The sequence below is a fragment of the Ruegeria sp. C6 genome (genome assembly GCF_056537625.1).
In genome coordinates this window covers 232,007-257,177 of record NZ_JBQFRW010000005.1, presented here as the reverse complement: position 1 = coordinate 257,177, position 25,171 = coordinate 232,007, and the positions used below count along the sequence as shown (strand labels likewise).

The 25,171-nt window shown below is 56.7% G+C and carries 24 protein-coding genes, 1 tRNA gene and 1 pseudogene; 13 read left to right on the top strand and 13 right to left on the bottom strand.

Annotated features, from left to right (window positions below; genetic code table 11):
- Nucleotides 1–2 precede the first annotated feature (2 nt).
- From betC to ACR0MJ_RS16835, 9 genes are all read right to left on the bottom strand, one after another.
- Nucleotides 3–1,529, bottom strand: coding sequence for a choline-sulfatase (gene betC / locus ACR0MJ_RS16875; protein WP_480761836.1), 1,527 nt, complete (start codon nucleotides 1,527–1,529; stop codon nucleotides 3–5).
- Nucleotides 1,526–2,647 (bottom strand): ring-hydroxylating oxygenase subunit alpha, encoded by a 1,122-nt coding sequence (locus tag ACR0MJ_RS16870; RefSeq protein WP_170513307.1) that lies wholly within the window; start codon nucleotides 2,645–2,647, stop codon nucleotides 1,526–1,528. Before ACR0MJ_RS16870 ends, betC begins: the two co-directional genes overlap by 4 nt.
- Before the next feature lie 584 nt (nucleotides 2,648–3,231).
- Nucleotides 3,232–3,414 carry a phage integrase central domain-containing protein gene (locus ACR0MJ_RS16865; protein WP_480761869.1) on the bottom strand — a complete coding sequence of 61 codons (183 nt, stop codon included), beginning with the start codon at nucleotides 3,412–3,414 and terminating at the stop codon, nucleotides 3,232–3,234.
- 202 nt (nucleotides 3,415–3,616) lie between these two features.
- On the bottom strand, nucleotides 3,617–3,814 hold the full coding sequence (locus ACR0MJ_RS16860) for an Arm DNA-binding domain-containing protein (protein ID WP_170408426.1): 198 nt from the start codon (nucleotides 3,812–3,814) through the stop codon (nucleotides 3,617–3,619).
- A gap of 1,001 nt (nucleotides 3,815–4,815) precedes the next feature.
- Nucleotides 4,816–5,793 (bottom strand): HpcH/HpaI aldolase/citrate lyase family protein, encoded by a 978-nt coding sequence (locus ACR0MJ_RS16855; RefSeq protein ID WP_170817896.1) that lies wholly within the window; start codon nucleotides 5,791–5,793, stop codon nucleotides 4,816–4,818.
- 28 nt (nucleotides 5,794–5,821) lie between these two features.
- A complete protein-coding gene (locus ACR0MJ_RS16850; RefSeq protein ID WP_480761868.1) occupies nucleotides 5,822–6,793 on the bottom strand; it encodes a 2-hydroxyacid dehydrogenase in 972 nt (323 codons plus the stop codon).
- On the bottom strand, nucleotides 6,793–7,683 hold the full coding sequence (gene sucD, locus ACR0MJ_RS16845) for a succinate--CoA ligase subunit alpha (RefSeq protein ID WP_480761833.1): 891 nt from the start codon (nucleotides 7,681–7,683) through the stop codon (nucleotides 6,793–6,795). The genes ACR0MJ_RS16850 and sucD overlap by 1 nt, the downstream gene beginning before the upstream one ends.
- On the bottom strand, nucleotides 7,683–8,879 hold the full coding sequence (locus tag ACR0MJ_RS16840; protein ID WP_170396612.1) for a malate--CoA ligase subunit beta: 1,197 nt from the start codon (nucleotides 8,877–8,879) through the stop codon (nucleotides 7,683–7,685). The genes sucD and ACR0MJ_RS16840 overlap by 1 nt, the downstream gene beginning before the upstream one ends.
- 15 nt (nucleotides 8,880–8,894) lie before the next feature.
- Nucleotides 8,895–10,136, bottom strand: coding sequence for an alanine--glyoxylate aminotransferase family protein (locus tag ACR0MJ_RS16835; RefSeq protein ID WP_170513286.1), 1,242 nt, complete (start codon nucleotides 10,134–10,136; stop codon nucleotides 8,895–8,897).
- Between the two features lie 215 nt (nucleotides 10,137–10,351).
- On the opposite strand from ACR0MJ_RS16835, the gene ACR0MJ_RS16830 reads away from it, so the two are divergent.
- On the top strand, nucleotides 10,352–10,987 hold the full coding sequence (locus tag ACR0MJ_RS16830) for a LuxR C-terminal-related transcriptional regulator (protein WP_480761832.1): 636 nt from the start codon (nucleotides 10,352–10,354) through the stop codon (nucleotides 10,985–10,987).
- Between the two features lie 337 nt (nucleotides 10,988–11,324).
- Nucleotides 11,325–11,603, top strand: a pseudogene (locus ACR0MJ_RS16825) (BCCT family transporter); the annotation flags it as partial.
- Here ACR0MJ_RS16825 and ACR0MJ_RS16820 read toward each other — a convergent pair.
- Entirely contained in the window at nucleotides 11,524–11,886 is a 363-nt protein-coding gene (locus tag ACR0MJ_RS16820) for a DEAD/DEAH box helicase (protein ID WP_480761831.1), read from the bottom strand. The pseudogene ACR0MJ_RS16825 and the gene ACR0MJ_RS16820 overlap by 80 nt on opposite strands.
- Nucleotides 11,887–11,956: 70 nt before the next feature.
- Here ACR0MJ_RS16820 and ACR0MJ_RS16815 point away from each other — a divergent pair, with 70 nt between their 5' ends.
- From ACR0MJ_RS16815 to ACR0MJ_RS16795, 5 genes are all read left to right on the top strand, one after another.
- Nucleotides 11,957–12,340, top strand: a complete 384-nt coding sequence (locus ACR0MJ_RS16815) for a DUF5681 domain-containing protein (RefSeq protein WP_480761830.1) — start codon at nucleotides 11,957–11,959, stop codon at nucleotides 12,338–12,340.
- On the top strand, nucleotides 12,246–12,722 hold the full coding sequence (locus tag ACR0MJ_RS16810; RefSeq protein ID WP_480761829.1) for a DUF5681 domain-containing protein: 477 nt from the start codon (nucleotides 12,246–12,248) through the stop codon (nucleotides 12,720–12,722). Before ACR0MJ_RS16815 ends, ACR0MJ_RS16810 begins: the two co-directional genes overlap by 95 nt.
- Before the next feature lie 123 nt (nucleotides 12,723–12,845).
- Nucleotides 12,846–13,124 carry a DUF3489 domain-containing protein gene (locus tag ACR0MJ_RS16805; protein WP_170408420.1) on the top strand — a complete coding sequence of 93 codons (279 nt, stop codon included), beginning with the start codon at nucleotides 12,846–12,848 and terminating at the stop codon, nucleotides 13,122–13,124.
- Entirely contained in the window at nucleotides 13,088–13,480 is a 393-nt protein-coding gene (locus ACR0MJ_RS16800; RefSeq protein WP_480761828.1) for a DUF2924 domain-containing protein, read from the top strand. The genes ACR0MJ_RS16805 and ACR0MJ_RS16800 overlap by 37 nt, the downstream gene beginning before the upstream one ends.
- 2 nt (nucleotides 13,481–13,482) lie before the next feature.
- Nucleotides 13,483–15,072, top strand: a complete 1,590-nt coding sequence (locus ACR0MJ_RS16795) for a recombinase family protein (protein ID WP_480761827.1) — start codon at nucleotides 13,483–13,485, stop codon at nucleotides 15,070–15,072.
- 456 nt (nucleotides 15,073–15,528) lie between these two features.
- Here ACR0MJ_RS16795 and ACR0MJ_RS16790 read toward each other — a convergent pair.
- Nucleotides 15,529–15,618: transfer RNA gene (locus ACR0MJ_RS16790), tRNA-Ser, on the bottom strand.
- 304 nt (nucleotides 15,619–15,922) lie between these two features.
- Between ACR0MJ_RS16790 and ACR0MJ_RS16785 the strand changes: the two genes are divergently transcribed.
- Nucleotides 15,923–16,879 (top strand): FecR family protein, encoded by a 957-nt coding sequence (locus ACR0MJ_RS16785; protein ID WP_480761824.1) that lies wholly within the window; start codon nucleotides 15,923–15,925, stop codon nucleotides 16,877–16,879.
- A gap of 21 nt (nucleotides 16,880–16,900) precedes the next feature.
- On the top strand, nucleotides 16,901–19,162 hold the full coding sequence (locus ACR0MJ_RS16780; protein WP_480761822.1) for a CHASE2 domain-containing protein: 2,262 nt from the start codon (nucleotides 16,901–16,903) through the stop codon (nucleotides 19,160–19,162).
- 220 nt (nucleotides 19,163–19,382) lie between these two features.
- On the opposite strand, the gene hemC is transcribed toward ACR0MJ_RS16780, so the two are convergent.
- On the bottom strand, nucleotides 19,383–20,339 hold the full coding sequence (gene hemC, locus ACR0MJ_RS16775; protein ID WP_480615343.1) for a hydroxymethylbilane synthase: 957 nt from the start codon (nucleotides 20,337–20,339) through the stop codon (nucleotides 19,383–19,385).
- A gap of 107 nt (nucleotides 20,340–20,446) precedes the next feature.
- On the opposite strand from hemC, the gene hemE reads away from it, so the two are divergent.
- Nucleotides 20,447–21,481: a uroporphyrinogen decarboxylase gene (hemE, locus tag ACR0MJ_RS16770; RefSeq protein ID WP_480761820.1), complete on the top strand. Its 1,035-nt coding sequence runs from the start codon at nucleotides 20,447–20,449 to the stop codon at nucleotides 21,479–21,481.
- A gap of 58 nt (nucleotides 21,482–21,539) precedes the next feature.
- Here hemE and ACR0MJ_RS16765 read toward each other — a convergent pair whose 3' ends face one another.
- Complete coding sequence (locus ACR0MJ_RS16765; protein WP_480761819.1) at nucleotides 21,540–22,634, bottom strand: CaiB/BaiF CoA transferase family protein; 1,095 nt, start codon at nucleotides 22,632–22,634, stop codon at nucleotides 21,540–21,542.
- Nucleotides 22,635–22,789: 155 nt separating this feature from the next.
- Here ACR0MJ_RS16765 and ACR0MJ_RS16760 point away from each other — a divergent pair, with 155 nt between their 5' ends.
- The 3 genes from ACR0MJ_RS16760 (at nucleotide 22,790) to ACR0MJ_RS16750 (ending at nucleotide 25,084) form a co-directional block, all read left to right on the top strand.
- Nucleotides 22,790–23,305 (top strand): SRPBCC family protein, encoded by a 516-nt coding sequence (locus ACR0MJ_RS16760; protein ID WP_170395597.1) that lies wholly within the window; start codon nucleotides 22,790–22,792, stop codon nucleotides 23,303–23,305.
- A gap of 91 nt (nucleotides 23,306–23,396) precedes the next feature.
- The gene (locus tag ACR0MJ_RS16755) at nucleotides 23,397–24,326 is read left to right on the top strand and encodes an ABC transporter ATP-binding protein (protein ID WP_480761818.1); all 930 of its coding nucleotides are present in this window, start codon (nucleotides 23,397–23,399) and stop codon (nucleotides 24,324–24,326) included.
- A complete protein-coding gene (locus ACR0MJ_RS16750) occupies nucleotides 24,323–25,084 on the top strand; it encodes an ABC transporter permease (protein ID WP_170395601.1) in 762 nt (253 codons plus the stop codon). The genes ACR0MJ_RS16755 and ACR0MJ_RS16750 overlap by 4 nt, the downstream gene beginning before the upstream one ends.
- The last annotated feature ends 87 nt before the right edge of the window (nucleotides 25,085–25,171 follow it).

Here is a 25,171-nt window from a genome sequence, read left to right as displayed (position 1 = left end):
TTTCAATCCTTCAAAGGCGGAAAACGGTAGCGGCGTGCAGCCACTGTCCAATCCATATTGTTGCGTACATATTGCTGACTTGCATCGGACGGCGGGTTGTAGTCCCAAGGCTCGCTGGCACCGGCCTCCATCGCGGCATGTAATGCACGGCGCGATTTTTGCGTGGCGATTATCTTCTTTCGCAAAGCGCTGCCGTCCCACCGTTCGGCGACTTCGGCTGCAAAACGAGTTTTCGCGTCAGAGTAGCTTGGGTCCGAAGCTAAATTCTTCGTTTCCATCGGGTCAGCACTCAGGTCATAGAGCTGCGGTGGGTCGCTATCACAATGAATATATTTCAAGGGCCCGCGCCGGATCATGATCACAGGATAGCCCGTCATCTCGGCACAATATTCTCCGATCGCCTCATCAACTGGATCATCTTCACCCCGAGCCAGAGGCATAAGGCTACGACCGTCGATCGGCTCTCCGATCATCGTCTCATCACCGCCACCGATGTCGATAAATGTCGGCAATAGATCAACCAGTGACACTGCATTTTGAGCGGCCCCAACAGCGATGCCTGGTCCGGCCATGACCAATGGAATTCGTGCTGAGTGCTCGAAGAAGTTCATTTTGTACCACAGCCCACGTTCACCCAGCATGTCGCCATGGTCGGCTGTGACAATCACAATGGTGCTGTCCAACTCGCCCGTTTCTTCGAGGGTTTGAACCAGCTCTCCGATTTTGCTGTCGAAGTAACTGACGTTTGCCAAGTAGGCATGGCGCGCGCGCAGGATTTCTTCCTCGGTCAGTGGCACATAAGACGCTTCGATCCCATCCAATAAACGTCGTGAAAAGGGGTCTTGATCCTCCAACGCGGGCACAAACGCGGGCAAGTCAATTTCATCATCCGTATACAGGTCCCACCATTCTGGTCGGGCTACATATGGATCGTGCGGGTGAATGAAGCTTGCAACCATCGCAAAAGGCGCGTCATTGCCAAGCGCTTTGTCTCGGGCCGCATCGAACAGCCAGCGTTTGGCAGCAAAACCGACCTCGTCGTCATAGTCGATCTGGAAAGTCGCGTGGGCAACGCCGCTTTCCTTGACCGTTTGCATGTTGTGATACCACTTGTCGATCCGCTCGTCCGGGGCCTCCCAATCCGGGGTCCACGCGAAATCAGCAGGATAGATGTCGGTTGTCACACGATCCTCAAATCCATGCATCTGATCCGGCCCGACAAAGTGCATCTTGCCTGCCAAACATGTACGATAGCCCAGCGATTTCAGATAATGCGCAAATGTCGGCACCGAAGCCTTGAACTCGGATGCATTGTCGTAAGCTGCGATGCGACTGATGTGCTGACCCGACATAAAGGAAAACCGTGAAGGCGCACAGAGAGGGGAATTGCAGTAAGCTGCATCGAAGCGCCTGCCGCGCGCGGCCAACGCGTCAAGATGTGGCGTCTTGGCGACCTTATGCCCGTACGCCCCTGTGAAATGCGGAGCCAATTGGTCCGCCATGACCACAAGGATGTTTGGCCGCGTCACGTGGCACCTTTAGCGTAAGCGTCCAAGACTAAGCCATGGAAGTGATGAACGGCGTGCTCGGACTTGCCGGACCCGTCCGGGTCATTGACGATCCGACCTTGGGTGAACGCAGGTGTATTCATCCCGCGCTGCACACTTTCGACAAGGCTGATATCTTCGACCTGAAGAACTTCGTCCAGATAGCGAATTGCGTCCAACTCCATCGCGTCGGGTTCCGGCGTCTCAAGGAAGAAGTCGTAAGTTTCAAGCGTCCGATCTGGCCCAACAGGTATGATGTTCAACACGATCATGCTGGACCGTCCGGGATATCGCATCAGGCAAGTGGTGGGATAGAGCCACCAAACCGCGTGAGTTTTCACCGTGGCGTTCGAGACGTCATAGGCGGTATTTGGATTGTTGCCTGCGTCAGCCATATGGCTGGAGTAGATGCCGTAGGTTGTAACCTTGTAGGTATCCATATCCACGAGGTCACAAAAATCCTTATGGGCCGTAGGGCAATGATAGCACTCAAGGAAATTGTCCACGACGTTCTTCCAATTCGACTTGATGTCGTAGGTCAGACGGTGGCCAAAAGTGAGTTGATCCACATCCGGTGCCCAATGGCGCACCTCGGCTTCCAGGTTTCCGGATTGCTCTGACAAAGAGGCAGCCGTCGGATCCAAATTGACAAAAACAAAACCGCAGAATTCTTCAACCTGCACTTCGTCGAGGCAAATCTCATCCTTGTTGAAGTCTTCGAGGTTTTCAGTATGTGGCGCACGCGCCAATTGCCCGTCAAGCTTATAGACCCAGGCGTGATAGGGGCACATAATCCGTGTGGTATTGCCTTCGCCTGATAGCAGTTCATGGGCACGGTGTTTACAGACGTTGTAAAAGGCGCGAAGCTTACCCTCTTTGTCACGCACGACCGCAATAGGCTGACCGGCAACATCCACCGTTACATATGATCCCGGCTCACGCGTCTTTTCGACATGACACACCCATTGCCAACTCTTGGAGAGAATCGAGCGAAGGTCAGCGTCAAACCACTTATCCTGTGTGTATGCCGAAGCCTGTAACGAGCTAGAACGTGATGGATCGACGTGATAGCCCAAGGAAATTGTTTCTGAACCGGTCATGCTGTCTCTCCCAGGTATCGCTAACCCTATTTAAAGTTAAATCAGAGATTGTACATAATTCGCCATCACTTCGGAATATTTCGCCGCTCAATTAATTTTCGAGAATACCCTGTTGATCAAACGAGCGCTGGATTTAACTGACAGGCAACTGCTCCGCCGTGTCAGTACCCGTTTAGCGGTCATTGGTGCGCATTGCAGCAATCGGTAAACTGGGCTCGAATTGGTCGTTCTCTGCTGTATGTGTTATTGACTGGTCGGTGCCCATATCTGACGTTTAGCATCGACTTTCCATTTCCATAAGGCGATGGAAAACGAGGCTATTTGGACCGTCTGCAAACCTCTTGGCCCTGACCACTATGTCACTCGCGGTATGACATAGTGGAACTTCAAATATCTCCCGCGATTTCATGTGAACGTCTGGGATCGTCCACCAGACAATGTGTCACAGAACTCGTTCCACCGAGCTTCGAACTGCACCGGATCGCACGCCTGTTGCGATTCTCTAGTAAAGATCGAGTGCCCTGATCTCATCCCTTTTCCTGAGGGCTTAGAAATTCTCTGTCGCCTCAAGCCTAGTGGCAGCTTCAAAGTGTTTCACTTTCGGCGAGTCGTGTTTTGCTGTCTTTTAAGACGTCGGCGACCGGGTTTCTGTCTGATTTGATTCCGGTTCCCAGTGCGTAGTCAATCACTACTCTAATCTTTTTTCGCACTCGACGCGCCATTTCATGTTTTGCTTTCCAGATTGAGTTAAGAACGGCGAAAAAAATCTGATCGCGAAATCAAGTGAACCGGCTTTTTCCCAACAACGGGTGACGTGTAGATGTTCAGTGTGTTAAACTGATGGTCAACCTGCTTGCCGTTACTGCTTTTCGGAATGATACATCCTTTGTGAACGCGAGTGGCAAGCTCATCGAATGTGATAAAGACCTTCGCTACAGCTTCCTTTTGCTCAACGGGATCGTCACTGCCTCATGCCAATCTTCGGTATTCCTCGGCTTTTGATCTTGCTTCTTCGACGCAGACCATCGACGCGGATCGCAGACCAAAGTCACTGCGCCGCTCTTGCACTACGATGCGCAATAGCCATCGTTTTGCACCTTTTGGATCTACCACTAAGTAGAGGCCGCCTCCGACTATGTGGCAGTCCAGAGCGGCTTTCTCGACCACACGCTGTGTCAGTCGACGTTCGACGTATCGACCCTTTGCATTGCAGCTTTGTCCCGAATTTCGGTTACCAGATATCCACCCCGCAATTTACACCAAATTACGGGGATCAGAACAGGGATATTGAGCGCAGAAAAAAAGTGTCTGATTTCAATGACACAACGGTGCGCTGGCGCCGTTTTAACATTCCTAAAGTGGGTAATGGCGGAGACGAAGAGAGTTTATGTAAATCGATAAGATCTAATAAATAATGTATAACATAAACATCTTAGAAGCCCTTGGTCATTTCCACCGAAGAAGCTATGCGGGATTTAATGCGAGATAAATCAGGTAGCTAAATTCGAACACTTGGGACTAAAAAAGTAGTCGACGTTCAAACGGCATGGCTCCAACGCCAACTGACGTTAGTCATCCTTTTGGAATTTGCTTGAAGTACCTTTGCATTTATAAGCTGTGAATATGGTCCCTCTCGCGGTGCGGTCTGATCGATTGCTGTAATTCGCCCGATAAGGCTCGTATGCGCCACACAACACATCTTCGCTGCGGTTGCAGTCCTAGTTGTTCTTTAGCGGCGGCTACGCGCAGGAAGCGGACTTTGCAAACTTTTCCGGACGGACTAAATCGGAAGTACAATCCTAGTCAGATTGGCTGCAGCGCTGCCTCACCAAACCGGCCATTCGCCGCGCGCTACAGCAAGTTTGACTTAAGTGATTGGTCTGAGCCAGATACGGCGAGCCCGGGCAACGCAGGAAAATCTCGAGACGCTCGACGTCAGCGTATTTGGCTCAATAGGGGCAAATGGTAACGCGCCGTCGGCGGATGGTTTTGTCTGACCGAGTCGAAAAATACTGTTTTCAAATAGCGTTGTGAATGTCAGGGATTGGGTGCTACAGATCTGGTACAATTCCGAATAGATGATCGACGTAATCCGCGGGTGTTGCCTGCCCCGGACCAACCGGTGCAAGGGAGTATCCGTCTACTGGTTACGCCAGTTCGGGCTAAAATCAGGCAGCCGCGATCTGGCGAGCCTTTTCGACCATGACCTCCGCCTGGCGGATCGAGGCATAGTCGATCAGACGACCATCCAGCGACACTGCACCTTTGCCTGCGGTCTCGGCCTCGGCCATAGCAACAAGGATACGCTGCGCCTTGGTGACTTCGGCATCGCTGGGTGACATGACCTCGTTCGCCAGAGCGATCTGGCTGGGATGGATGGCCCATTTGCCTTCGCAGCCCAACACCGCCGCCCTTTTGGCAGCTGCCTTATAGCCTTCAGGATCCTGGAAATCACCGAACGGACCATCAATCGGACGCAGACCGTTGGCACGGGCGGCGACAACCATACGGGCGAGCGCGTAGTGCCACATATCGCCCCAATGGGTCGCGCGCGCAGCATCGCCATCCGGGTCAGTCAGAACCGAATAGTCGGGGTTCACGCCACCAATGATCGTGGTTCGCGCGCGGGTCGAGGCTGCATAGTCCGCCACACCGAAGTGCAGGCTCTCATTGCGGTTCGAGGCCGCCGCGATTTCGCTGACATTCTGCATGCCCAGAGCGGTCTCGATGATATGCTCGAACCCGATGCGTTTCTTGTAACCCATCGCGTCTTCGATCTGCGTGACCATCATATCGACGGCATAGACATCTGCTGCTGTGCCGACCTTGGGGATCATGATCAGGTCCAGCCGCTCACCGGCTTGTTCGACTACATCCACAACATCGCGATACATGTAATGCGTATCCAGCCCGTTGATGCGCACCGACATTGTCTTGCTGCCCCAGTCGATATCGTTCAGGGCTTTAATGATGTTCTTGCGGGCCTGCTCTTTTTCATCCGGGGCTACCGCGTCTTCGAGATCTAGGAAGATCACGTCCACATCCGAGTTCGCGGCTTTTTCGAACATGCCGGGCTGGCTGCCCGGCACGGCGAGTTCGCTGCGGTTCAGGCGCGCGGGGGCCTGTTCGATGGCATAAAAGCTCATGGGTTTTGCTCCTTTGAAGAAGGGTTCGTCAGATCACGCGGTCACGGGGTGGGCGACCAGCGAAGAAGTCGCCCAGATTGTCCAGCACGCGAAAGCCCATGGCTTCGCGCGATTCTTTTGTTGCGCTGCCCAGATGCGGCAGCATCACCAAGTTGTCGCATTGCAACAGGTCAGGGTTGATGCGCGGCTCGCCGTCGAAAACATCCAGCGCAGCGCCGCCGATCGTGTCGAACATCAGCGACTGTACCAAAGCGCGCTCGTCCACCACCTCACCGCGCGCGCTGTTGATCAGGAAGGCGTCGGGTTTCATCAAGTCCAGCCTGCGCCCGTTGATCAGGTGCCGGTTCGCGGCCCCGCCGGGGCAATGCAGCGAGACGAAATCGCACTGCGGTAACAGATCGTCCACTGTCTCGACCTGCGTGGCGTTGAATTGCTTCAGTACGTCTGGCGACACGGTGCTGCGGTTCTGTACGAGAATTTTCATGCCGAAACCGTGATGAGCGCGGCGGGCCATTTCCTGACCGATGCGGCCAAAGCCGATGATACCCAGCGTCTTGCCGCTGACCTTGGTGCCGACCAAATGGGTCGGACGCCAGCCGGTCCAGCCGCCAGCGCGCAGCTCGCGTTCACCCTCGCCCGCGCGCCGAGCGGCCATCAGCAGCAGCGTCATGGCCAAATCAGCGGTGCATTCGGACAGGACATCCGGCGTGTTCGTGACCGTCATACCCAGATCTCGGGCCGCCGGTTCACAGATGTGGCTGTAACCCACGCCGTAGTTCGCCAAAATCTTGGTTTGTGCGGTTGGTACGTCCAGCGCCTCGGCGCTCAGTGTATCTGTCACTGTCGGCAGAACCGCGTCGTATGTCTTCAACGCGTCGCGGAGTTCAGCCGGAGACATCGGAATGTCCCCGGTATTCAGCACGGCGTTGTAGTTTTCGGCCAGTTGCGCCTCGACGGCGGTAGGCCAGCGACGGGTGACAAGGACCGAAGGTTTGACCATCACGCAGCCTTTCCCATCACGCGGGCGATGGTTTCGCCGATCACCGCGGGGTTTTCAGCAACCGTCACACCCGCCGCGGACAGGATTTCCACCTTCTCGCTGGCGCTTTCGCCAAAGGCCGAGATGATCGCCCCGGCATGGCCCATGGTTCGACCCTTGGGCGCGGTCAGACCCGCGACATAGGCCACAACAGGCTTGGTGACGTGGTCACGGATATATTCTGCAGCCTCGGCTTCCTGAGGGCCACCGATCTCGCCGATCATAACTATGACCTCGGTGTCTTCGTCCTGTTCGAACCGCTCAAGGATATCGCGGAAGGACGAGCCGTTGATCGGATCACCGCCGATGCCGACGCTGGTTGAGACACCGATGCCGCGCTCTTTCAACTGCGCTGCGGCCTCGTAACCCAGCGTGCCCGAACGTCCGATGATGCCCACATTGCCTGGCAGGTAGATATGTCCCGGCATGATGCCCAGCAACGCCTTACCGGGGCTGATGGAACCGGCACAGTTCGGACCGGTCAGCACCATGCGCTTGTCCTTAGGATAGCGGTACATGTAGCGTTTTACGCGGATCATGTCCTGCGCGGGGATGCCGTCGGTGATGCAGACGCAATAGCGAATACCGGCATCTGCGGCCTCCATGATCGAATCCGCCGCAAACGGCGGAGGCACGAAGACAAGGCTAGCCTCGGCGCCAGTGGCCACAACCGCTTGTTTGACGGTGTCGAATACGGGTACGCCTTCGACGGTCTCTCCGCCTTTGCCGGGAACAACGCCGCCAACGACGTTGGTGCCATATTGCACCATATCCTTGGTATGCAGGCGCGCCATGCGTCCGGTGATGCCCTGAACGATAACGCGGGTGTCGCGGTCCAGAAGAATGCTCATTACACGGCCCTCATCTTGGTGTTTTGGGACAGATCGTTGCGCCATGCACCCACAGCGCGTTCAGCGGCTTCCATAAGGGTTGTCGCGCGGATGATTGGCAGGCCCGATTTGGCCAGGATTTTCTGACCTTCCTCGACATTGGTACCCGCCAGACGCACGATGACCGGCAGGTCGATTTCCAACTCGCGCAGCGCCTGTACTACGCCCTCGGCCACCCAGTCACAGCGGTTGATGCCTGCGAAGATATTGACCAGCACCGCCTGAACGTTGTCATCGGACAGTACCAGTCGGAACGCCTTGGCCACCCGCTCGGGCGAGGCACCGCCACCGATGTCCAGAAAGTTCGCAGGTTCACCCCCAGCCAGCTTGATGGTGTCCATCGTGGCCATGGCTAAACCGGCACCGTTCACGATACAACCGATATTGCCGTCCAGTCCGACATAAGACAGTCCGCGATCCGCCGCGCGGCTTTCGCGCGGGTCTTCCTGACTTTTGTCGCGCAATTCAGCAACCTGCGGATGGCGAAACAGAGCATTGTCGTCAAAGCTCATCTTCGCGTCCAATGCCAGCACACGGTCGTCACCAGTGATGACCAGCGGGTTGATCTCGACCATAGTCGCGTCCAGCTCGCTGAACGCAGCATAGCAACCCTGCAGGGTACGGACCATGTGCTGAATTAGGCGAGGTTCCAGCCCCAGATTAAACGCTATTTCGCGGGCCTGAAACTCCTGCAATCCAACGGCAGGTTCAACGATTGAGCGGACGATACTGTCGGGGCGCTCAGATGAGATTTCTTCGATCTCCATCCCACCTTCCGAAGAGGCCACGATCATCACCCGCTGACTGGACCGATCCAGCACAAAGCCCAGATAAATCTCGCGATCAATCGGTACGGCGGCCTCCACATAGACGCGGTAAATGCCTTTGCCCTCGGGGCCGGTCTGGTGCGTCACCAGCTTGCGGCCAAACATCTCGTCACAAGCCTCGTATATTTCGCTTTCCGAGTTGCACAGCTTTACACCACCGGCCTTTCCACGCCCGCCGGCATGGACTTGCGCCTTAATGACCCACTTGTCACCACCCAACTCACGCGCGCGATATGCCGCTTGCTCGGGGCTGTAGGCCAAAGCCCCCGAAGGGACCTCGACGCCGAAATTCGAAAGAAGTTCTTTCGCCTGATATTCATGGATATCCATCTGCATTCCCTCCCGTTATGCAGCGATAGATGTGCCGTAGCGACTTTCCAAAAGTGCTTCGATGGCTTCGAAATCAACCGAGCCGCCCATCTCGCGGATGGCCTGGGCGAACAGCCTGACGATGCGACTGACCGATTGGTGGGTTAGCTGGTTCAGGATGCCGATACGGACTTGAACCGGGGCGCTGAGCGTCGGCCAGATGCCAAAGCCACGGGCGCGGCAGTTCTGTACCAACTCCATCTCACGACCCGCCAGCTCTGCGGGCAGGTTCAGCACCACAAGGCTGGGCATGTCCGATGTGACCTGGCAACCCATCGCGGTGACGGCGTCGCGCAGGACGGCCTCATGCGTGCGATAGGAATGCGCACGTTTGGCCAATCCCTCCTGCAGAGTCAGGCGTAGCGATTCATGGAAGGCGGCGACCGCATAGCCCGAATGGGTACGGTGATAGGTGCCCTTTTCCACGTCTTGCCCGTCAACGATGCCCCAGTGGCGTGCTTCGAAAATCGGGTTGTGGACGTATGTATAGGCGCCGGAGGTCTTCAGCGCGTCGATATAGGCGTCGGTGAAGCTGACCGGCGCATAGGTCAGCGGTAGGCAGCACAGCCCTTTTTGCGGGCACGAGGCCCATCCCGCGACACCCGGATAGTCATCGATGCGGAAATCCGCGATACCCAACGACGATACGGCATCGATCAAACCCATCACATCGTGGCGTTCACAGGCATCCGAGAAGCCGCGCAGGTCGTTGACCCGACCTGACCCGGTTTCCCAATGCGCCATGAAGGCCCACTTCGGTTTGTGCGTGGCCAACACCTCTTCGACCATCTCGCCTGTGACGGGCTGGCCGTGGGGAATTTCAATAACGGCGACACTCGCGGCTTGTGGGTCCAGAGGGTTGGTCGCGTGCTCTTCCGGTGTTGCAGCCTTGATCCGCAGAGTCATCGCATCGATGCCCGAGAAGGTGCCATTGGTGAATGCCACAACCTTGTCACCCGGCATCACCGCCGAGAACATGGTGTCCAGCCCACTCCATCCGGTGCCAGCAACCGCGAAGGTATGGGTGTTGGCGGTGCCCCAGATCTGACGCAGCATGTGCTTGCATTCGATCATGCCACGCAGCACGTCGCTCTGCATGTGGTCGGCAACGCCGGCGCTGGCAAACGCCTGCAAAACACGTGCGTCGGTGTTTCCCGGTCCTGGGCCAGCGGCCAGCGTCTCGGGGATGTCGAGCGTTGGATAGGTCTGAAACGTCATGTGCTCCTCCTGTGCGTCGGGTGTGTTCGATACCGCCGATCGCCTTGACCCAGAGGAAAACTGAAACTTGCGCCGGGGCGCAACGTAACTTACTACAGCTTTAGCATATCTTGTTAGGTGGGTATTAACCTACCCATTTTGGTAAATATGCCAATGTATACTGAAAGAATCCCCACCAAAATGGGTAGGTTTAGTTAAAATCAGACGGGAAAACAATGTTCGACACATCTCAACGCCCCATTGATGTCATGCTGGCCAACAACAACCCTTTGGTGCTGTCGGCCATGTCCGAGATCTTCGAGCGCGACCCGCGATTCTCTCTGGTGGCCACTTCAGCGACCGCCGAGGGATTTCTGGGCACAGTCATGCGGGTGCCGGTTCAGGTGGGGATCGTGTCCTGGGAACTTCCTGCTTTGGGCGCGGCAAAACTGATTGAGGTTCTGCGCGAACAGACCAACGCGCCACGCTTTGTGGTCTATGGGGACGAGGCTGGGGATGTACCGCGTCAGGCTATGCAGGCCGGGGCCGCAGGGTTCGCGCCGCGTTCGGGCGAGGTCGAAGGCTTGCTGGAAACCTGTGTCGATGTCGCTAAGGGCAAAATGGTATTTCCCTATATCGACGTGCGCAAAATGCATCAGAACCCTTTGCAGACTCTGTCGCGCAAGGAACTCGCTATCCTTGAGGCACTGGCGCAGGGCATGTCTAACAAGGAATTGTCGAAAGAGCTGCAGATTTCGACCAACACGGTAAAGTTCCATCTGTCGAACATATACGACAAGCTGTCGATCAAGAACCGCGCGCAGGCGATTGCCTTCTATTACGCTTCAAAACTGGACAACGTAAACTCGTGAACTGCGAAGCTCAGATAATCGGTGATTTCTAGAAAGAAGCGTCCGCAGGTTTTGTGATACTGGCGACATTCTCGCGCATTAGGGCTGCAGCCTGCAGAAATACCAAATAGCCATTGCAATACCCGTTGAAACCAAGATAACCCGCGAAACAGATTCCCGTCTGCAGCCCCGTCTTGATTGAGGCGGCGATCTCGTGCTCAGGCTGCTGTCGGCGGTTATACCGCGTTGAGTTCTCAAATCCATGATTGTGATACCCCGCACCTTCGGCTCTTAGGATTAGAGCAGTCAGGATGTGAAGCTGAGTCCCGGCTGAGAGATGTGCATATTCGTTGGTGCTAGCGGGATCGGTGTCGGGATGTTGACATGGGCTGTTGCGGAACCCGTCGCGCACTTCAAGAACAACCCATCGGTTATTCAGGGCGTGACAACGGCCCTTGACGCGGACAATGTGCGCACGGCTTATGTCTGGTCCTATCTGCATTGGGGTCTGGGCGCTTGGGCGTGCTATGCGATTGCCGGCCTTGCGCTGGCGTTTTTCAGCTATCGCCGCGGGCTTCCCCTAACGATCCGCTCGTCTCTGACGCCATTATTCGGCAAGGCTCTGTCAGGTATTCTTCGGGCTCTTCATCAGCCCCGGTGATCTGAAGTATGGGGCGCCCGGTCACGAGCTTGAATTCCGCCGCCCACTGTTTGACGACCGCTTTTCGCGGGGCGATCACGATGACCCGATCGATCAGATCCGCATTGAGCAAACGCTGTGCGATGACCGAGGCGCAGATGGTCTTGCCCGCGCCCGGCGCCGCGTTGATCAAAAAATGCCGATCTTCGCCGGCCTGGAGCCAGTCCATTGTTTTGTTGGCGCAGGCAGCCTGCCACGGTCTGAGATTAATCGTCGTCATTGCTTGCGCCTTTCTTCAGATTGCAGGTGGCGCAAGCCGGGGCCGATGATGCGAATTTGGAGGCTGCCGAATGACAGACGAAAACACATCTGCGGTCGGCTACATGAACCCGCCCGAACATACCCGCTTCAAAAAGGGTAAGTCGGGCAATCCCCGTGGTCGCCCGCGCAAGCGGGAAGACCTGAACACAGTTCTGAACCGAGTCCTCAATCGCAAGGTGCGGGTCAAAGAAAACGACCAGAAATTGCCGATCCGGGATGCACTGATATGGAAGCTGCGCGATCTGGCACTGAACGGTGACAAGCAAGCAATGGCTCTGCAGCGACGCATCATCGACGAGTCAGGTATCGCCGATCCCAATGCCTATTCGCCGGAGGAAGAGAAAAAGAAGATCCTCCGCGCCGTCAAGCGGATCGCCGAACACAGGAAGCAGAAAGAAAAAGACAATGAGTAACGACAAGAAAGTAGGCTACGCCAACCCTCCTGAGTCCACGCGGTGGCAGAAGGGTCAATCCGGGAATCCTAAGGGTCGGCCGAAGACGAAGTCCGAATTCATGATGGACGCTGCACAGATTCTGACCCAGCCCGTCGACGCCCGCGCGCCAGACGGCACGACTGTTCGTTTGGACGGTATTGAAGCCGCCTATCTTGCGCTCTGCCGCAAAGGTCTCAAAGGGCACAAACCGTCACTGCTTGAAGCGATCCGGATCATGTTGGAAGTAGGCCCAGCCGTGCAAGCGAAAGAGGAAGAGCAGAAAAACAAGCGGCAGGAATTGGTGGAACGGCTGGAGCGCATGGGCGTGAAAATTCCAGAAGACTCCAAATTGCGCGGTTAGCGCAAATCCGTACTGGACTTCAGCGCGGACACGAGCGTCACTGCTCCCACGCCCGGTTGGACCCCGGGCGCATCTCGGTACCAGGGCCGGCATCCCGCAGGCCCGGAAAACCGAGGAACAAGAATGTCCAAGTCCAAATCAACCCCTTCGCGCGTGAGCAAGACTGCAATCCTGCGTAAATTGCGGAGCCGCAAGGCCGGCACAGATCTTGCCGCCCTTCAGTCCGCAACCGGCTGGCAGCCCCATTCGGTCCGGGCGGCGCTGAGCGGGCTCAGGAAGGCGGGGTATCGCATCGACCGCGCGGAACCCACCAAGCCCGGCACTGGCGCCATCTACCGCATCACCAACGGCCCGGAGAGCTCTCCGTGGCCGAGATCGAAACCGTGGACCGGGCGGCGCTGATCGCCGCCTGGAAAGAGGTCTTCGGCATCCCTGCCCCGAAACTCCTCAGCAGTCCCTTCCTGCGCCGGTTCCTGGCCGTCGAAGTGCAGACCCACGAGCGTGGCGGGTTGCCAAAAGACTTTGTCACAAGGCTCGCCAAGGCTGCACGGGACATTCCGTCTACCACAAGCCCCGCGCTCAAACCCGGCGGCCGTCTGATCCGCGAATGGATTGGCGCGACCCATGTGGTCGATGTCGTCGAGGGCGGCTTTCTCTGGAAAGGTCAGCGCTATGCGTCGCTGTCGCCGATCGCCCGCGCCATCACCGGGGCCCGATGGTCCGGGCCCCGCTTCTTCGGTCTGAAGCGGGCGGGTTGACCGTGAGCAAGCCGCGAATCCGATGCGCCATCTACACGCGTAAATCCTCCGACGAGGGGCTCGACCAGGACTTCAATTCGCTCGATGCCCAGCACGAGGCGTGTGCCGCATACATCGCCAGCCAGCGGCACGAAGGCTGGGTTGCGGGCAAGTCCCGATATGACGATGGCGGCATCTCCGGTGGCACGCTCGACCGGCCCGGCCTTCAGCGCCTGCTGGCAGACATCGACGCGGGGCTCGTTCAGATGGTTGTAGTCTACAAGATTGATCGTCTGACCCGATCCCTTGCCGACTTTGCCAAGCTGGTCGAGCGCTTCGATGCCGCCGGTTGTTCCTTTGTCTCGGTTACCCAAGCCTTCAACACCGCCTCGTCGATGGGCTGGCTGACGCTCAACGTTCTGTTGTCCTTTGCCCAATTTGAGCGTGAGGTGACGGCCGAGCGGATCCGGGACAAGATCGCGGCCTCCAAGAAGAAGGGTCTTTGGATGGGCGGCGTGCCGCCGCTCGGATACGATCCGCATGCCGATCCCAAGATCCGCGGCCTCGTCATCAACGCAGACGAAGCTGAAACAGTGCGGACGATCTTCGCCCTCTACGAGGACCTCGGCTGCCTGAATGCTGTCATGCGTCGCGCCAATGAGTTGGGCCTGCGCTCCAAGCTGCACCGTTTCAAGTCCGGGCGGGTCCAGGGCGGTAATACACTCTCGCGCGGCCAGATCTATGCGGCTCTGCGCAACCCGATCTACATCGGAAAGATCCGCCACAAGACCAAAGTCTGGGATGGACAGCATGAGCCGATCGTAAGCGAGGCGGTTTGGGAACGGGTCCAGGAAAAACTGGAGACTGCCAGTGCGCGCCCGCGGAGTCGAAAGACCGCTGCCAAGCAACTCAGTACCAGGCCCACTGCACCGCTCACCGGGAAACTCCGTGATGAAACCGGAGATCGACTGACCCCGACGCACACCCATCGTCATGGACGGCAGATCCGGTACTACGTCTCAAACCGGCTGATTTCTGGGGGGACGGAGCCGCGAGGCTGGCGATTGCCTGCAAACGCCCTGGAGCATGCTGTGGCGAACGCCATTGCAGGGCGCATCAGCAAGCTCGCCCAGGACCATCGGATTTGCACACGACCAGATCTGCAACGTGACGGCGCCATACTGGCAAAAGCGCGTCGACTCGCCAGTCGGCTCTCAGAGGGTACACCCGATCTTCTGCAGAAGATTTTGGACGATGAGCAGATCACGAAAAACGGCATTGTCTTGCGACTTAATACGGATTGCCTAGCCAAGGCGTTGGAAATGCAGCCCAATGAGATGGACGGTGCAGTTCGGACGATCGAGGCTCCCTTCGAACTTCGGCGACGCGGTGTCGAAGGAAAGATCGTCATCGGCGACCGCGAGCCTCAACCAGATCGTACGCTCCTTCGCGCTCTTTCCCGCGCGCATGTCTGGGCAGCCGAATTGCGCGACGGCAGGCTCCTTAGAGAGATCGCCGTGGCGACGGGGCATGCAGAATCCTACATTCGCACCCGATCGCAGCTGGCGTTCCTGTCGCCCGCGATCCAGAGCGCAATCCTCGAGGGGCGCTAGCCGACGAACCTGACCCTCGAACGGTTCATCCGAAAACCACTGCCACTGGAATGGGATGCCCAGGCCCGATTGTTCGGCTTCAAAGGCGGTCAGAGACTTCCCTGATCTGGATGTGGCGTTCCCTGTTCCTCCTAAGAATTTCCCTGATAATCGCGAAAATGTTCCCTTTTATTTTGCGCAGGGAAATCTTGTGCAACGCACTGATAACACGTGATGATTCAGAAGCCAAAATCAGCCAAAAGGCCCAAATCTGAAGTATTTCCCTATTAATTCCCTGTTAGCAGGGAATTTTGGCCCTAACCGAAGCGCATGATGGTGCCTCCAGAGAAGTTACGAGGAAATCGCGCCAGCTTATGGGATCATGGTCGTCTCTCTGGCAGATGGCATAGCCCAAGCGCCCGGGAAAACGGGAGAAAACAGGGAAAGAAGGACTGCGCAGGCAGAGATAGGGGTGGGTGGCGGAGACGAAGGGATTCGAACCCTCGAGACGGTTTCCCGCCTACTCCCTTAGCAGGGGAGCGCCTTCGACCACTCGGCCACGTCTCCGCTGGCCGGTATATCCTTGCCTGTCATCCAGATACAAGGCGATTTTCTATGTCTGGAAAATTTTTCTGAATACCGATGATCAAACCCACAAGAAGGAGCGCTGGGGCTACCGGAAGCAGGGGTGCGAAACCCCCGAAATGCTGAAAAACATGCAAAACCTTGCCAACTCCACCTGTTCTGGCGCATATTTGTCTAGTTTTAAGGCTCTAATAACTATTCAGATTTAGCTTTCTGAGGCGACAGATATCGGGCGTGGGGTGTTTGGCACCCTGGTAGGTACCTTTTGGGGGAAGGGGACTTGGGTTTGGCCTGGTTGAAATTGTTTTGTGTTTTCTTGGTTCTAGCGACGCTGCCTGCGTCGGCCATCGCATCAATCGGAAAAGTGCTCAGTGCTAAACCGGGCGCGGATATTATCCGGGCCGGTAAAAAGATACGCTTGCGTGAAGGGATGGATGTTGTTTCAGGCGATACTATCTCGACCGACAGATCAGGCGTGGTTCAATTGGTGTTCGTAGATGAAACCAAGATCGCGGTTGGTCCGAACGCGCGAATGATCCTGGATGTCTCGATGCTGCGAGGCAATCGGAAGGCAAAAAACTTCACCGTGCAGGCGCTGGGCGGCAGTTTCCGTTTCATTTCGGGCAAAAGCAGAAAGCGCGCTTATTCGATCAAAACGCCCGATGCCACCATGGCCGTGCGGGGAACGACATTTGACATGTGGATTACATCCGGCAGCCAAAGCGCGATGCTGGTTATCGAGGGCACCGTTCAGATGTGCGGCCGACGCGGGTCGTGCCGGTCGGCAAGCCGACAGTGCAGTCTCTTTGCGACCGGTTCGGGCGGTCAGGTAGGGCGCCCGATAGATCAGGAGCAGTATGACAAAGCGCTAAAAGGTGGTTTCCCCTTCATACGCTCGCAAACGCAACTGCTGCCACCGTTTCGGGTGAGTGCAGAAGGGTGTTCGGGCAGACAGGCTCAGGCCCCAAAGATTGAATCTGAAAGGCCAGAGCGGCGCGAAGCGCGGCGGCAAACGGAACAAGGTCGTACTGAGGTGTCGGCGGCCCGCGAAAGCGGGCGATCCGAAGCGCCAGACCGGGCCTCAGCCAGCGCCGAAGGGCGTTCTGGGACATCAGCGCGCGCAGGTGTAAGCGCCTCGGGTGAAACGAGAACATCCGTAAACGCATCCAGTGGAGATAGCGGTGGATCGGGTGTCAGGGCAACGGCGACGGCAGGTAACGCTTCAGCGATAGCTGGTTGGTAGCATCAGGTTACATATATTTTCATGTTCCCCTGCGCCTGGAAGGTGAACGTGGTGGGTAAGATAAGAGACAAAATTGGGCATCGATTAGTATTCAGGCTTGTGGGCTTGGCGCTGATCCTGATGGGCTGCTTCATTAGGGTCGCGGATCCGTATCCCGTTCAAATGTCCAGATTGATTTACTTCGATATCCTGCAGCGGATTTCACCACGGGCCTACAACCCGGATCTGCCGGTCCGCGTGGTGGATATTGATGAAAGGTCTCTGGCAGAATGGGGCCAATGGCCTTGGCCTCGTACGCTGTTGGGTCAGATGGTCGAACGATTGGGCGAATACGGTGCCGCTGCGATTGCCTTTGATATGCTGTTTGCCGAGCCCGACCGATACTCTCCCATGCGATTGTTGCAAGACCCGACCTTGTCCGGACTACTGCAGGTGGATCAGGCCGCGATCGATCTGGACAATGACGTCAGATTTGGGGACGAAGTTGCGAAATGGCCAGTGGTTCTGGGTGTGGCAGCCCGGCAAACCGATAGCGGTTCGGCCATTGTACCGAAGGCGGGGTTAGTTGAAATCGGAGAGAACCCCGCAGCTGGCCTTGTCAGCGTTGCCCACTGGACCTCTCTGGCACCGCCATTGGGGGAAGAAGCGGCCGGGATCGGGGGTGTTAATGTTTCGCCCCAAGGAAGTTTGGGTGTGGTGCGACGGGTCCCTGTGCTTTGGTCCGGGCCCAACGGTGTATTACCTGCGCTTGGGGTTGAAGCCCTGCGGGTGGCCATGGGCGAATCCGTTTATTTTGCGGAAGGATCGCAGGACGAGATCGGCATCATGCTTGAGGTTGGTCTGGGTGATTTTGTGCTGCCGACCACCGAGAATGGCGAGATCTGGGTGCGTTACAGGCGGGACAATCCTGGCCTCTATCTGTCGGCCGATGATGTCATGCGCAGCGGTAGTGATCCAATGCTTCAGTCAGAGATAGAAGGACGGATCATTCTGGTCGGCACCTCTGCGGCGGGCTTGTTCGATATACGCGAAACGGCACTGGGTGAATCTGTTCCCGGTGTTTCGATCCACGCCCAGATTATCGAACAGATCATCCTTGGCGATGTGCTGAGCAGATCGGATGTTACCTCTGCACTTGAGCTGCTGGCGTTCGTGATCCTGGGCGTCGTTGTCACAGTGGTCATGTCCAACTATGGGGCGGTCGCTTCTTTTGCTGCAGGCGGTGTGGCCGCATCGGCCGTGATTGCCATCAGTTGGTTGGCGTTCCAGAACCAGTCGGTTCTGTTTGATGCGACCTTCCCTTTGGCCGGAGGTATGGCCAATTTCGGGCTTCTGGCCGGGTACCTCTTTGTTTCGACCGAGCGGGAGAAGCGGGTGATCCGCCAGACTTTCTCGCATTATGTCGCACCGGAAATCCTCGATGAGATGGAGGCCAACGGGCATCAGCTGCAATTGGGAGGTGAATCTCAGGAGATCACGGTGATGTTTTCGGACATTCGGGGCTTCACGCCATTGTCCGAGTCTGTATCAGCCACCGATCTGGTGGCCTTGCTGAATGCGCTGTTCTCAGAGATCGGGGATCAGATTCTGGTCGAGCGTGGAACGATCGACAAGTTCATCGGCGATGCGGTTATGGCTTTTTGGAATGCACCGCTGCCCGTGGATGATCACCCGTGCCGCGCTGCTTTGGCCGCGCTGAAGATGCGCGGCGCGTTAGATAGGTTCAACACTTTGCCCATCATGCGCGGGCGTCCTCCCATCGCTCTGGCGACAGGCTGCGCAACCGGAGCCGCCTGCGTAGGCAATATCGGCTCGCGGCGCCGGTTCAATTACACAGTAATCGGAGATGTGGTGAATGTGGCAGCGCGGATCGAACAAAACTGCCGACATGTGGATTATGATATTCTAGTCTCAGACTCTATTCGCCGTGTCACCAATTCTGATCTTGCGCTGCTAGAGGCGGGCTTCGTGGATTTGAAAGGCAAAAGCGAGCCAGAGCCTGTTTATGTACTGGTCGGAGATCGAGAAGTAGCAGGCAGTGCATCGTTTCAAAAGCTGCAGACCGCACACATAGGTCTACTAGAGGCGATACGCGCACGGGAATCACAGACCGTAGTCGCTGGGTTGTGCAAGGAATGTGCCAAGTATGCGATGGCGGTTGAGCCAGGTTTGGCATCATTCTATCGCGCGCTACCGGGGCGCATGGCGGATTTCCGATCAGAGGTGCTTCATGCGCGGCCGGTGTTTAGTCATCATCATGGTCTGCGCGAAGGTGCAGAGTAAGTACTTCGCCATATGCTTTGGAAAAGAGAACGGGGCGCTGTTGAAAATCAACTGCGCCCCGCCGGAAGTATCAATCTCGCCCCCTCGAATACCATCTAAAACAACACGGGCTAAAACTTTCGATATATTCGAGATCGACCTTCTGTCCCCATATTTAACGAATTCGGCAGGGTAGACAGTGAAGAAGTTCACATTACCCTGAAATTGTTTAAATTTTTTCTTAGCGCCAGTCGAAAAACCCCGGTCCGGCCTGTATCAGCAGAGAGGCGGCCATTGTCTGACCCAGTTTTGCGCCGTCTTCGAGCGCCCCGGTGGCCTCTTCGCTGATCGCCTCGGAACCGTCCGGGCGCAGAACTTCTCCACGCAGATGCAGTTGGCCATCTTGGACTTGTGCCAGACCGGCGATCGGTGTTTCGCATGAGCCATCCAGCCCGGCCAGCAGGCTGCGTTCAGCCGCAAGGCGTTGGCTTGTTTCAACATGATGAATCGCCGCCAGCATCTCGGCGGTGCGGCTATCGTCGCTGCGCCGTTCAATGCCGATGGTGCCCTGCGCAATGGCAGGTAGCATGTCATCAGGCGATATAGCAGTCGCGGGGACGTCTTTCATATCCAAGCGGCGCAATCCGGCCATGGCCAGGAAGGTACAATCGGCCACGCCATCTGCCAGCTTCTTCAGGCGAGTCTGCACATTGCCGCGAAACTCGACCACTTTCAGATCGGGCCGCCGATTCAGCAACTGCGCCCGGCGGCGCAACGATGAAGTCCCGACAACTGCGCCCTCTGGCAAGTCGTGAATCGAACTCAGCGTCGGAGAGATAAAGGCATCGCGCACGTCTTCACGCGGCAGAAAAGTATCCAGCACCAGCCCATCAGGCTGTTCGACCGGCATGTCCTTGGTCGAATGCACGGCGACATCAATCTCGCCCTTCAGCATCGCCTCTTCGATTTCCTTGGTGAACAGACCCTTGTTGCCAATCTCTTTCAACGGCCGGTCCGCGTCGATCATGGCGCGGTTGTCACCGGTGGTCTTGATTACCACGATCTCAAACGCGTCCTCAGGCAGGTCGAAAGCGGCGCCAAGTCTCTGACGGGTTTCATAGGCCTGCGCCAGCGCCAGCGGAGATCCACGGGTGCCGATTTTCAGAGGCGATGCGGGGGTAGGCAATATCAGACTCATGTGCACAGCTTTAGTCGCGTCACATTGCCCTGACAATGGGGGCAGAGCTTGACAAATTGCCACTGAGGGCCGACGCGTTGCACCAAACCGGAACACTGGGGGCACGAATGGCCGAGACAAAGAAATTGCTACGGGCGCTGGCGGGGGAAGTGCAGGATGTGCCGCCGATCTGGATGATGCGACAGGCTGGGAGGTATTTGCCTGAATATCGTGCAACGCGCGCACAGGCCGGAGATTTCCTGTCTCTTTGCTATAACCCCGAGCTTGCCGCCGAAGTCACCCTTCAGCCCATTCGCCGCTACGGCTTTGATGCCGCGATCCTGTTTGCTGATATCCTGCTTGTGCCGCAGGCGCTGGGTGCGGATTTGTGGTTTGTCACCGGCGAAGGTCCTCGCCTTTCGACAATTACACGGGAGTCGGAGTTTGATGCGCTGAAGCCGGTTGATGCAATTCATGAGACGCTCTCTCCGGTGTATGAAACCGTGCGTATTCTTTCGCGTGAGCTTCCTTCTGAGACAACTCTGATCGGATTTGCAGGCGCGCCCTGGACAGTGGCTACCTACATGATCGCCGGACGGGGCACCCCGGATCAGGGGCCAGCCCATGCGCTGCGCGAAGAAAACACTGCGCTGTTCGAGGCGCTGTTGGATCGGATCACGGCCGCGACAATTGAATACCTGTCTGCCCAAATCGAGGCAGGGGCCGAGGTTGTCAAAATATTTGATAGTTGGGCGGGATCATTGAAGGGCGAAGCGTTTCAGAAATACGCCGTAGAACCCTGTCGCGAGATTACTGCTGCCATAAAGGCCCGCCATCCGGGCATTCCCGTCATCGGTTTCCCACGCGAAGCGGATCAGGGTTACATCGGTTTCGCCAAGGCCACCGGTGTGGATTGTGTCGCGCTGGACAATTCTGTGTCGCCCGAATGGGCTGCTGCGAATGTGCAAGTCGATGGGTGTGTGCAGGGCAATTTGGCTTCATCGCATATGGTGACAGGCGGGCAAGCGCTTGTCGATGAGACGCGGCGGATTGTCGAAGCCTTCTCAAAAGGACCGCATATCTTCAATTTGGGTCATGGTATTACGCCAGATGCGGACCCTGAGAACGTTCAATTGATGATCGATACGGTGCGCGGGCGGTAAGCCTGGCGAGGGGGCCAGCCCCCTCTTGGCCTGCGGCCAATTCGCCCCCGAGGTATTTTTAGCCAGATGAAGCGGGAGGAAGTTCGTTCAAAATCTCATTTGTATGCTCTCCGCGTTTGGGGCTGGGCCGCGGTTGCCAGTTGTAGGTTGAGAATCTAGGAGCGGCTGCGGCTTGACGTGTTTCGTCGTGGTCGACCCATGCTTGGCGAGCCGAATTCATGGGGTGATCTCGTGCTTCTTGTGGACTTAGGACTGGGGCAACGCAGGCGTCCGTGCCTTGAAACAGCGCCGCCCATTCGTCGCGCGGCTTCTCGGCAAAGATTTTGCTCAACCGCTTCGTCAGGTTGGGCCACGTCGCATGGTTATATTGCTGAGCGAATTCCGCGTCATCGCTGAGCCCGAGGATGTCCAGGAAGTGAGCATAGAATTTTGGCTCCAGACATTGAACTGAGATGAAACCGCCATCTGCGCAGGCGTAGGTTCTGCTCCAATGCGGTCCGTCAAGCAGGCTTTGACCCCGGGTGTCGGACAGGTTGCCGGTTTGGCGCAGGCTCATCAGCAAATTCATCATGTGTGCCGAGCCATCGTAGATGGCGGCGTCCACCACCGTGCCTTTGCCTGTGCTCCGGGCATTCAGAAGCCCGGCGAGCAGACCTGCAACCAGATACATCGCACCACCGCCGATATCCCCGACAAGTGTTGCGGGCGTCAAAGGCGGTTGGCCGGGCAGCGACGCGTAGGATAAAGCCCCTGAAAGGGCGATATAGTTGAGATCATGGCCCGCTGTCTCAGAAAGTGGGCTATGCTGCCCCCAGCCTGTCATTCGGCCATAGACCAGCTTTGGGTTCAGGTAATGACAGTCTTCCGGCCCCAGCCCCAGCTTTTCCATCACGCCGGGGCGAAAACCCTCGATCAGCGCATCAGCCGTTGCGATCAGCCGTTTTGCAACGCTAAGGTCCTGCGGGTCTTTGAGGTCCAGCGCAATTGATCGTTTGCCGCGATCCAGCAGCGAACGTTCAGGCATACCCGGAGTGACGGCGGACCCTTTGCGATGGATGGTAATGATATCGGCGCCCATATCCGCCAGCAGCATGGCCGCGAAGGGGGCTGGGCCCAGCCCTTCGATTTCGATGATGCGTATGCCGTGCAGCATGTCTTCCTCCTGCGGCGCAGGGTTTCTGTTGGGCGGAACGAATGCAAGCGAAGAATCCCGATCCAGTGCCTTAGTTTGTGCAAACTGGTTGCCTGCATCGATGTTTCAGGGCTAGGTCTTTATGGTCTGCCGTAGGATTAAAAAGAGGTTGAGAGATGCAGTTAAGCGATACCCGTGAAATTCAGGCGCCGCCTGCCGCCGTTTACGCTGCGTTGCTGGACCCTGAAGTATTAAAAGCCTGCATCAGCGGCGCGCAGGAGATTACCGGTGATCCAACCGAGGGGTATAATGCGACCGTGGTGCAAAAGGTTGGCCCTGTGAAGGCGACTTTCAAAGGCACAGTGACCATGTCCGACATGATTGAGCCCGAACGCCTGACCATCGCAGGTGAGGGCAAGGGGGGCGCTGCAGGCTTTGCCAAGGGAAGCGCTGATGTAACCTTCGCGCCCAGCGAGGCTGGTGGCACCCTTCTGACCTACGAGGTCGAGGCTAAGGTGGGTGGCAAACTGGCTCAGCTGGGCAGCCGCCTGATTGATGGGTTTGCCAAGAAGATGGCCGATCAGTTTTTCGCCAATCTTCAAGAATATTTCGAAGGTCCGCCACCGCAAGAAGACGCAGCCGAAGAAGAGACCAAGTCAGGCTGGCTAGGTCGCCTGACGGGACGAGACTGAACCCTGCGCACACGCGCATGGCACTGTGCGGAATTGGACTGTTCCACGATGGTCCGTCGCTATAGGTTGCGGGGTCAGAACGAGGGTACGCATGACGACCATATTGTCGATCCGGGATTTGCGGAAGTCTTATGCCGATGGGTTTGAGGCGCTGAAAGGTGTGTCTCTGGACATTGAAGAAGGTGAGATTCTAGCGCTGTTGGGCCCCAATGGGGCGGGTAAAACAACGCTGATCTCGACTGTGTGCGGTATTACAACACCGTCTTCGGGCTCGGTCACAGTTGGCGGCTATGACATCCAGACCGAGTATCGCGCAGCCCGCAAGATGATTGGGCTGGTGCCGCAGGAAATCGCGCTGGAACCGTTCGAGAAGGTCTGGAACACTGTCCGCTTTTCGCGCGGGCTGTTCGGTCATAGCGGAGACAACGCCAGGATCGAGGAAATCCTGCGCAAGCTGTCCCTATGGGACAAACGCCGTAACGCAATCAAGGAACTATCCGGAGGCATGAAGCGACGTGTGCTGATCGCGAAAGCCTTGGCGCATGAGCCAAGGGTGCTGTTTCTGGATGAACCCACCGCCGGCGTAGATGTCGAGCTACGTAAGGACATGTGGGAGATCGTGGCCGAATTGAAGCAGGCTGGTGTCACCATCATCCTGACCACTCACTACATCGAGGAAGCCGAGGCAATCGCCGACCGTGTGGGTGTCATCGACAAGGGTGAGCTTTTGCTCGTTCAGGACAAAGACACATTGATGGCGCAGATGGGCAAAAAGCAGATTGAGGTCATGTTGACCGAGCCTATTTTATCGGTTCCCGACGTTCTGTCCGATCATCAACTGACGCTCAACGGTGCAGGCGATGCGCTGATCTATACTTACGACACCAATGCCGAGCGCACGGGCATCACCACTCTTCTCAATGATGTTGCACAGGCCGGTTTAGTGCTGCGTGATGTGCAGACGCGGCAATCGAGCCTTGAAGAGATTTTCGTCAACCTCGTGTCCGGAGAACCCGCATGAACTGGTCCGCTATTACTGCCATCTACCGGTTTGAAATGGCCCGGTTCTTTCGCACACTGGCGCAGAGTTTTTTGTCTCCGGTCCTGTCGACCTCGCTTTATTTCGTGGTGTTTGGCACTGCCATCGGCAGTCGCATTCAAGAGATCGAAGGCGTGTCCTATGGGGCCTTCATTGTGCCGGGTCTGATCATGTTGTCCGTAGTGATGCTGTCAATCTCGAACGCGTCCTTTGGCATCTACTTCCCCAAATTCTTGGGTACGATTTATGAGTTACTTTCAGCCCCCATCAATTTCATCGAGATTGTGATTGGCTATGTGGGCGCGGCCGCAACTAAGGCACTGTTTGTAGGTCTTGTCATTCTGGCCACTGCGACGTTCTTTGTGGACATTCGCATTGAACACCCGTTTGCCATGGCGGCTTTCCTGATCTTGTCTTGCCTCAGTTTCTCGCTGCTGGGGTTTATCGTGGGCATTTGGGCCGGAAATTTTGAGCAAATGTCGCTTGTCCCCCAGCTTGTTGTGACGCCCCTGATTTTTCTGGGTGGGACGTTTTACTCGATCTCGATGCTACCTCCGCTTTGGCAGACGATCACTCTGTTCAACCCTGTGGTTTATCTGATTTCCGGGTTCCGCTGGTCATTCTACGGTATCGCAGATGTCCCGATATTTTGGAGCCTTCTGGCCATACTGGCCTTCACCGGAATATGCCTCGCGATCATTGGCTGGATCTTCAAAACCGGTTGGCGCATCCGCAGCTAGGGCGTTGCATTTTTGCCCATCAGGTGTGTGAAATTGGTTCACGTCGCGTTTATGGCGCTTCGGGTCTCTTGTTTACGGCTCCGGCGC

Bases quoted from the DNA above. Each gene is read 5' to 3' on its own strand.
- ACR0MJ_RS16870 (WP_170513307.1), bottom strand. From the start codon at position 2,647: ATGACCGGTTCAGAAACAATTTCCTTGGGCTATCACGTCGATCCATCA.
- ACR0MJ_RS16855 (WP_170817896.1), bottom strand. From the start codon at position 5,793: ATGAGCTTTTATGCCATCGAACAGGCCCCCGCGCGCCTGAACCGCAGC.
- ACR0MJ_RS16850 (WP_480761868.1), bottom strand. From the start codon at position 6,793: ATGGTCAAACCTTCGGTCCTTGTCACCCGTCGCTGGCCTACCGCCGTC.
- sucD (WP_480761833.1), bottom strand. From the start codon at position 7,683: ATGAGCATTCTTCTGGACCGCGACACCCGCGTTATCGTTCAGGGCATC.
- ACR0MJ_RS16840 (WP_170396612.1), bottom strand. From the start codon at position 8,879: ATGGATATCCATGAATATCAGGCGAAAGAACTTCTTTCGAATTTCGGC.
- ACR0MJ_RS16835 (WP_170513286.1), bottom strand. From the start codon at position 10,136: ATGACGTTTCAGACCTATCCAACGCTCGACATCCCCGAGACGCTGGCC.
- ACR0MJ_RS16830 (WP_480761832.1), top strand. From the start codon at position 10,352: ATGTTCGACACATCTCAACGCCCCATTGATGTCATGCTGGCCAACAAC.
- ACR0MJ_RS16820 (WP_480761831.1), bottom strand. From the start codon at position 11,886: ATGACGACGATTAATCTCAGACCGTGGCAGGCTGCCTGCGCCAACAAA.
- ACR0MJ_RS16815 (WP_480761830.1), top strand. From the start codon at position 11,957: ATGACAGACGAAAACACATCTGCGGTCGGCTACATGAACCCGCCCGAA.
- ACR0MJ_RS16810 (WP_480761829.1), top strand. From the start codon at position 12,246: ATGCCTATTCGCCGGAGGAAGAGAAAAAGAAGATCCTCCGCGCCGTCA.
- ACR0MJ_RS16805 (WP_170408420.1), top strand. From the start codon at position 12,846: ATGTCCAAGTCCAAATCAACCCCTTCGCGCGTGAGCAAGACTGCAATC.
- ACR0MJ_RS16780 (WP_480761822.1), top strand. From the start codon at position 16,901: ATGTTCCCCTGCGCCTGGAAGGTGAACGTGGTGGGTAAGATAAGAGAC.
- hemC (WP_480615343.1), bottom strand. From the start codon at position 20,339: ATGAGTCTGATATTGCCTACCCCCGCATCGCCTCTGAAAATCGGCACC.
- hemE (WP_480761820.1), top strand. From the start codon at position 20,447: ATGGCCGAGACAAAGAAATTGCTACGGGCGCTGGCGGGGGAAGTGCAG.
- ACR0MJ_RS16765 (WP_480761819.1), bottom strand. From the start codon at position 22,634: ATGCTGCACGGCATACGCATCATCGAAATCGAAGGGCTGGGCCCAGCC.
- ACR0MJ_RS16760 (WP_170395597.1), top strand. From the start codon at position 22,790: ATGCAGTTAAGCGATACCCGTGAAATTCAGGCGCCGCCTGCCGCCGTT.
- ACR0MJ_RS16755 (WP_480761818.1), top strand. From the start codon at position 23,397: ATGACGACCATATTGTCGATCCGGGATTTGCGGAAGTCTTATGCCGAT.
- ACR0MJ_RS16750 (WP_170395601.1), top strand. From the start codon at position 24,323: ATGAACTGGTCCGCTATTACTGCCATCTACCGGTTTGAAATGGCCCGG.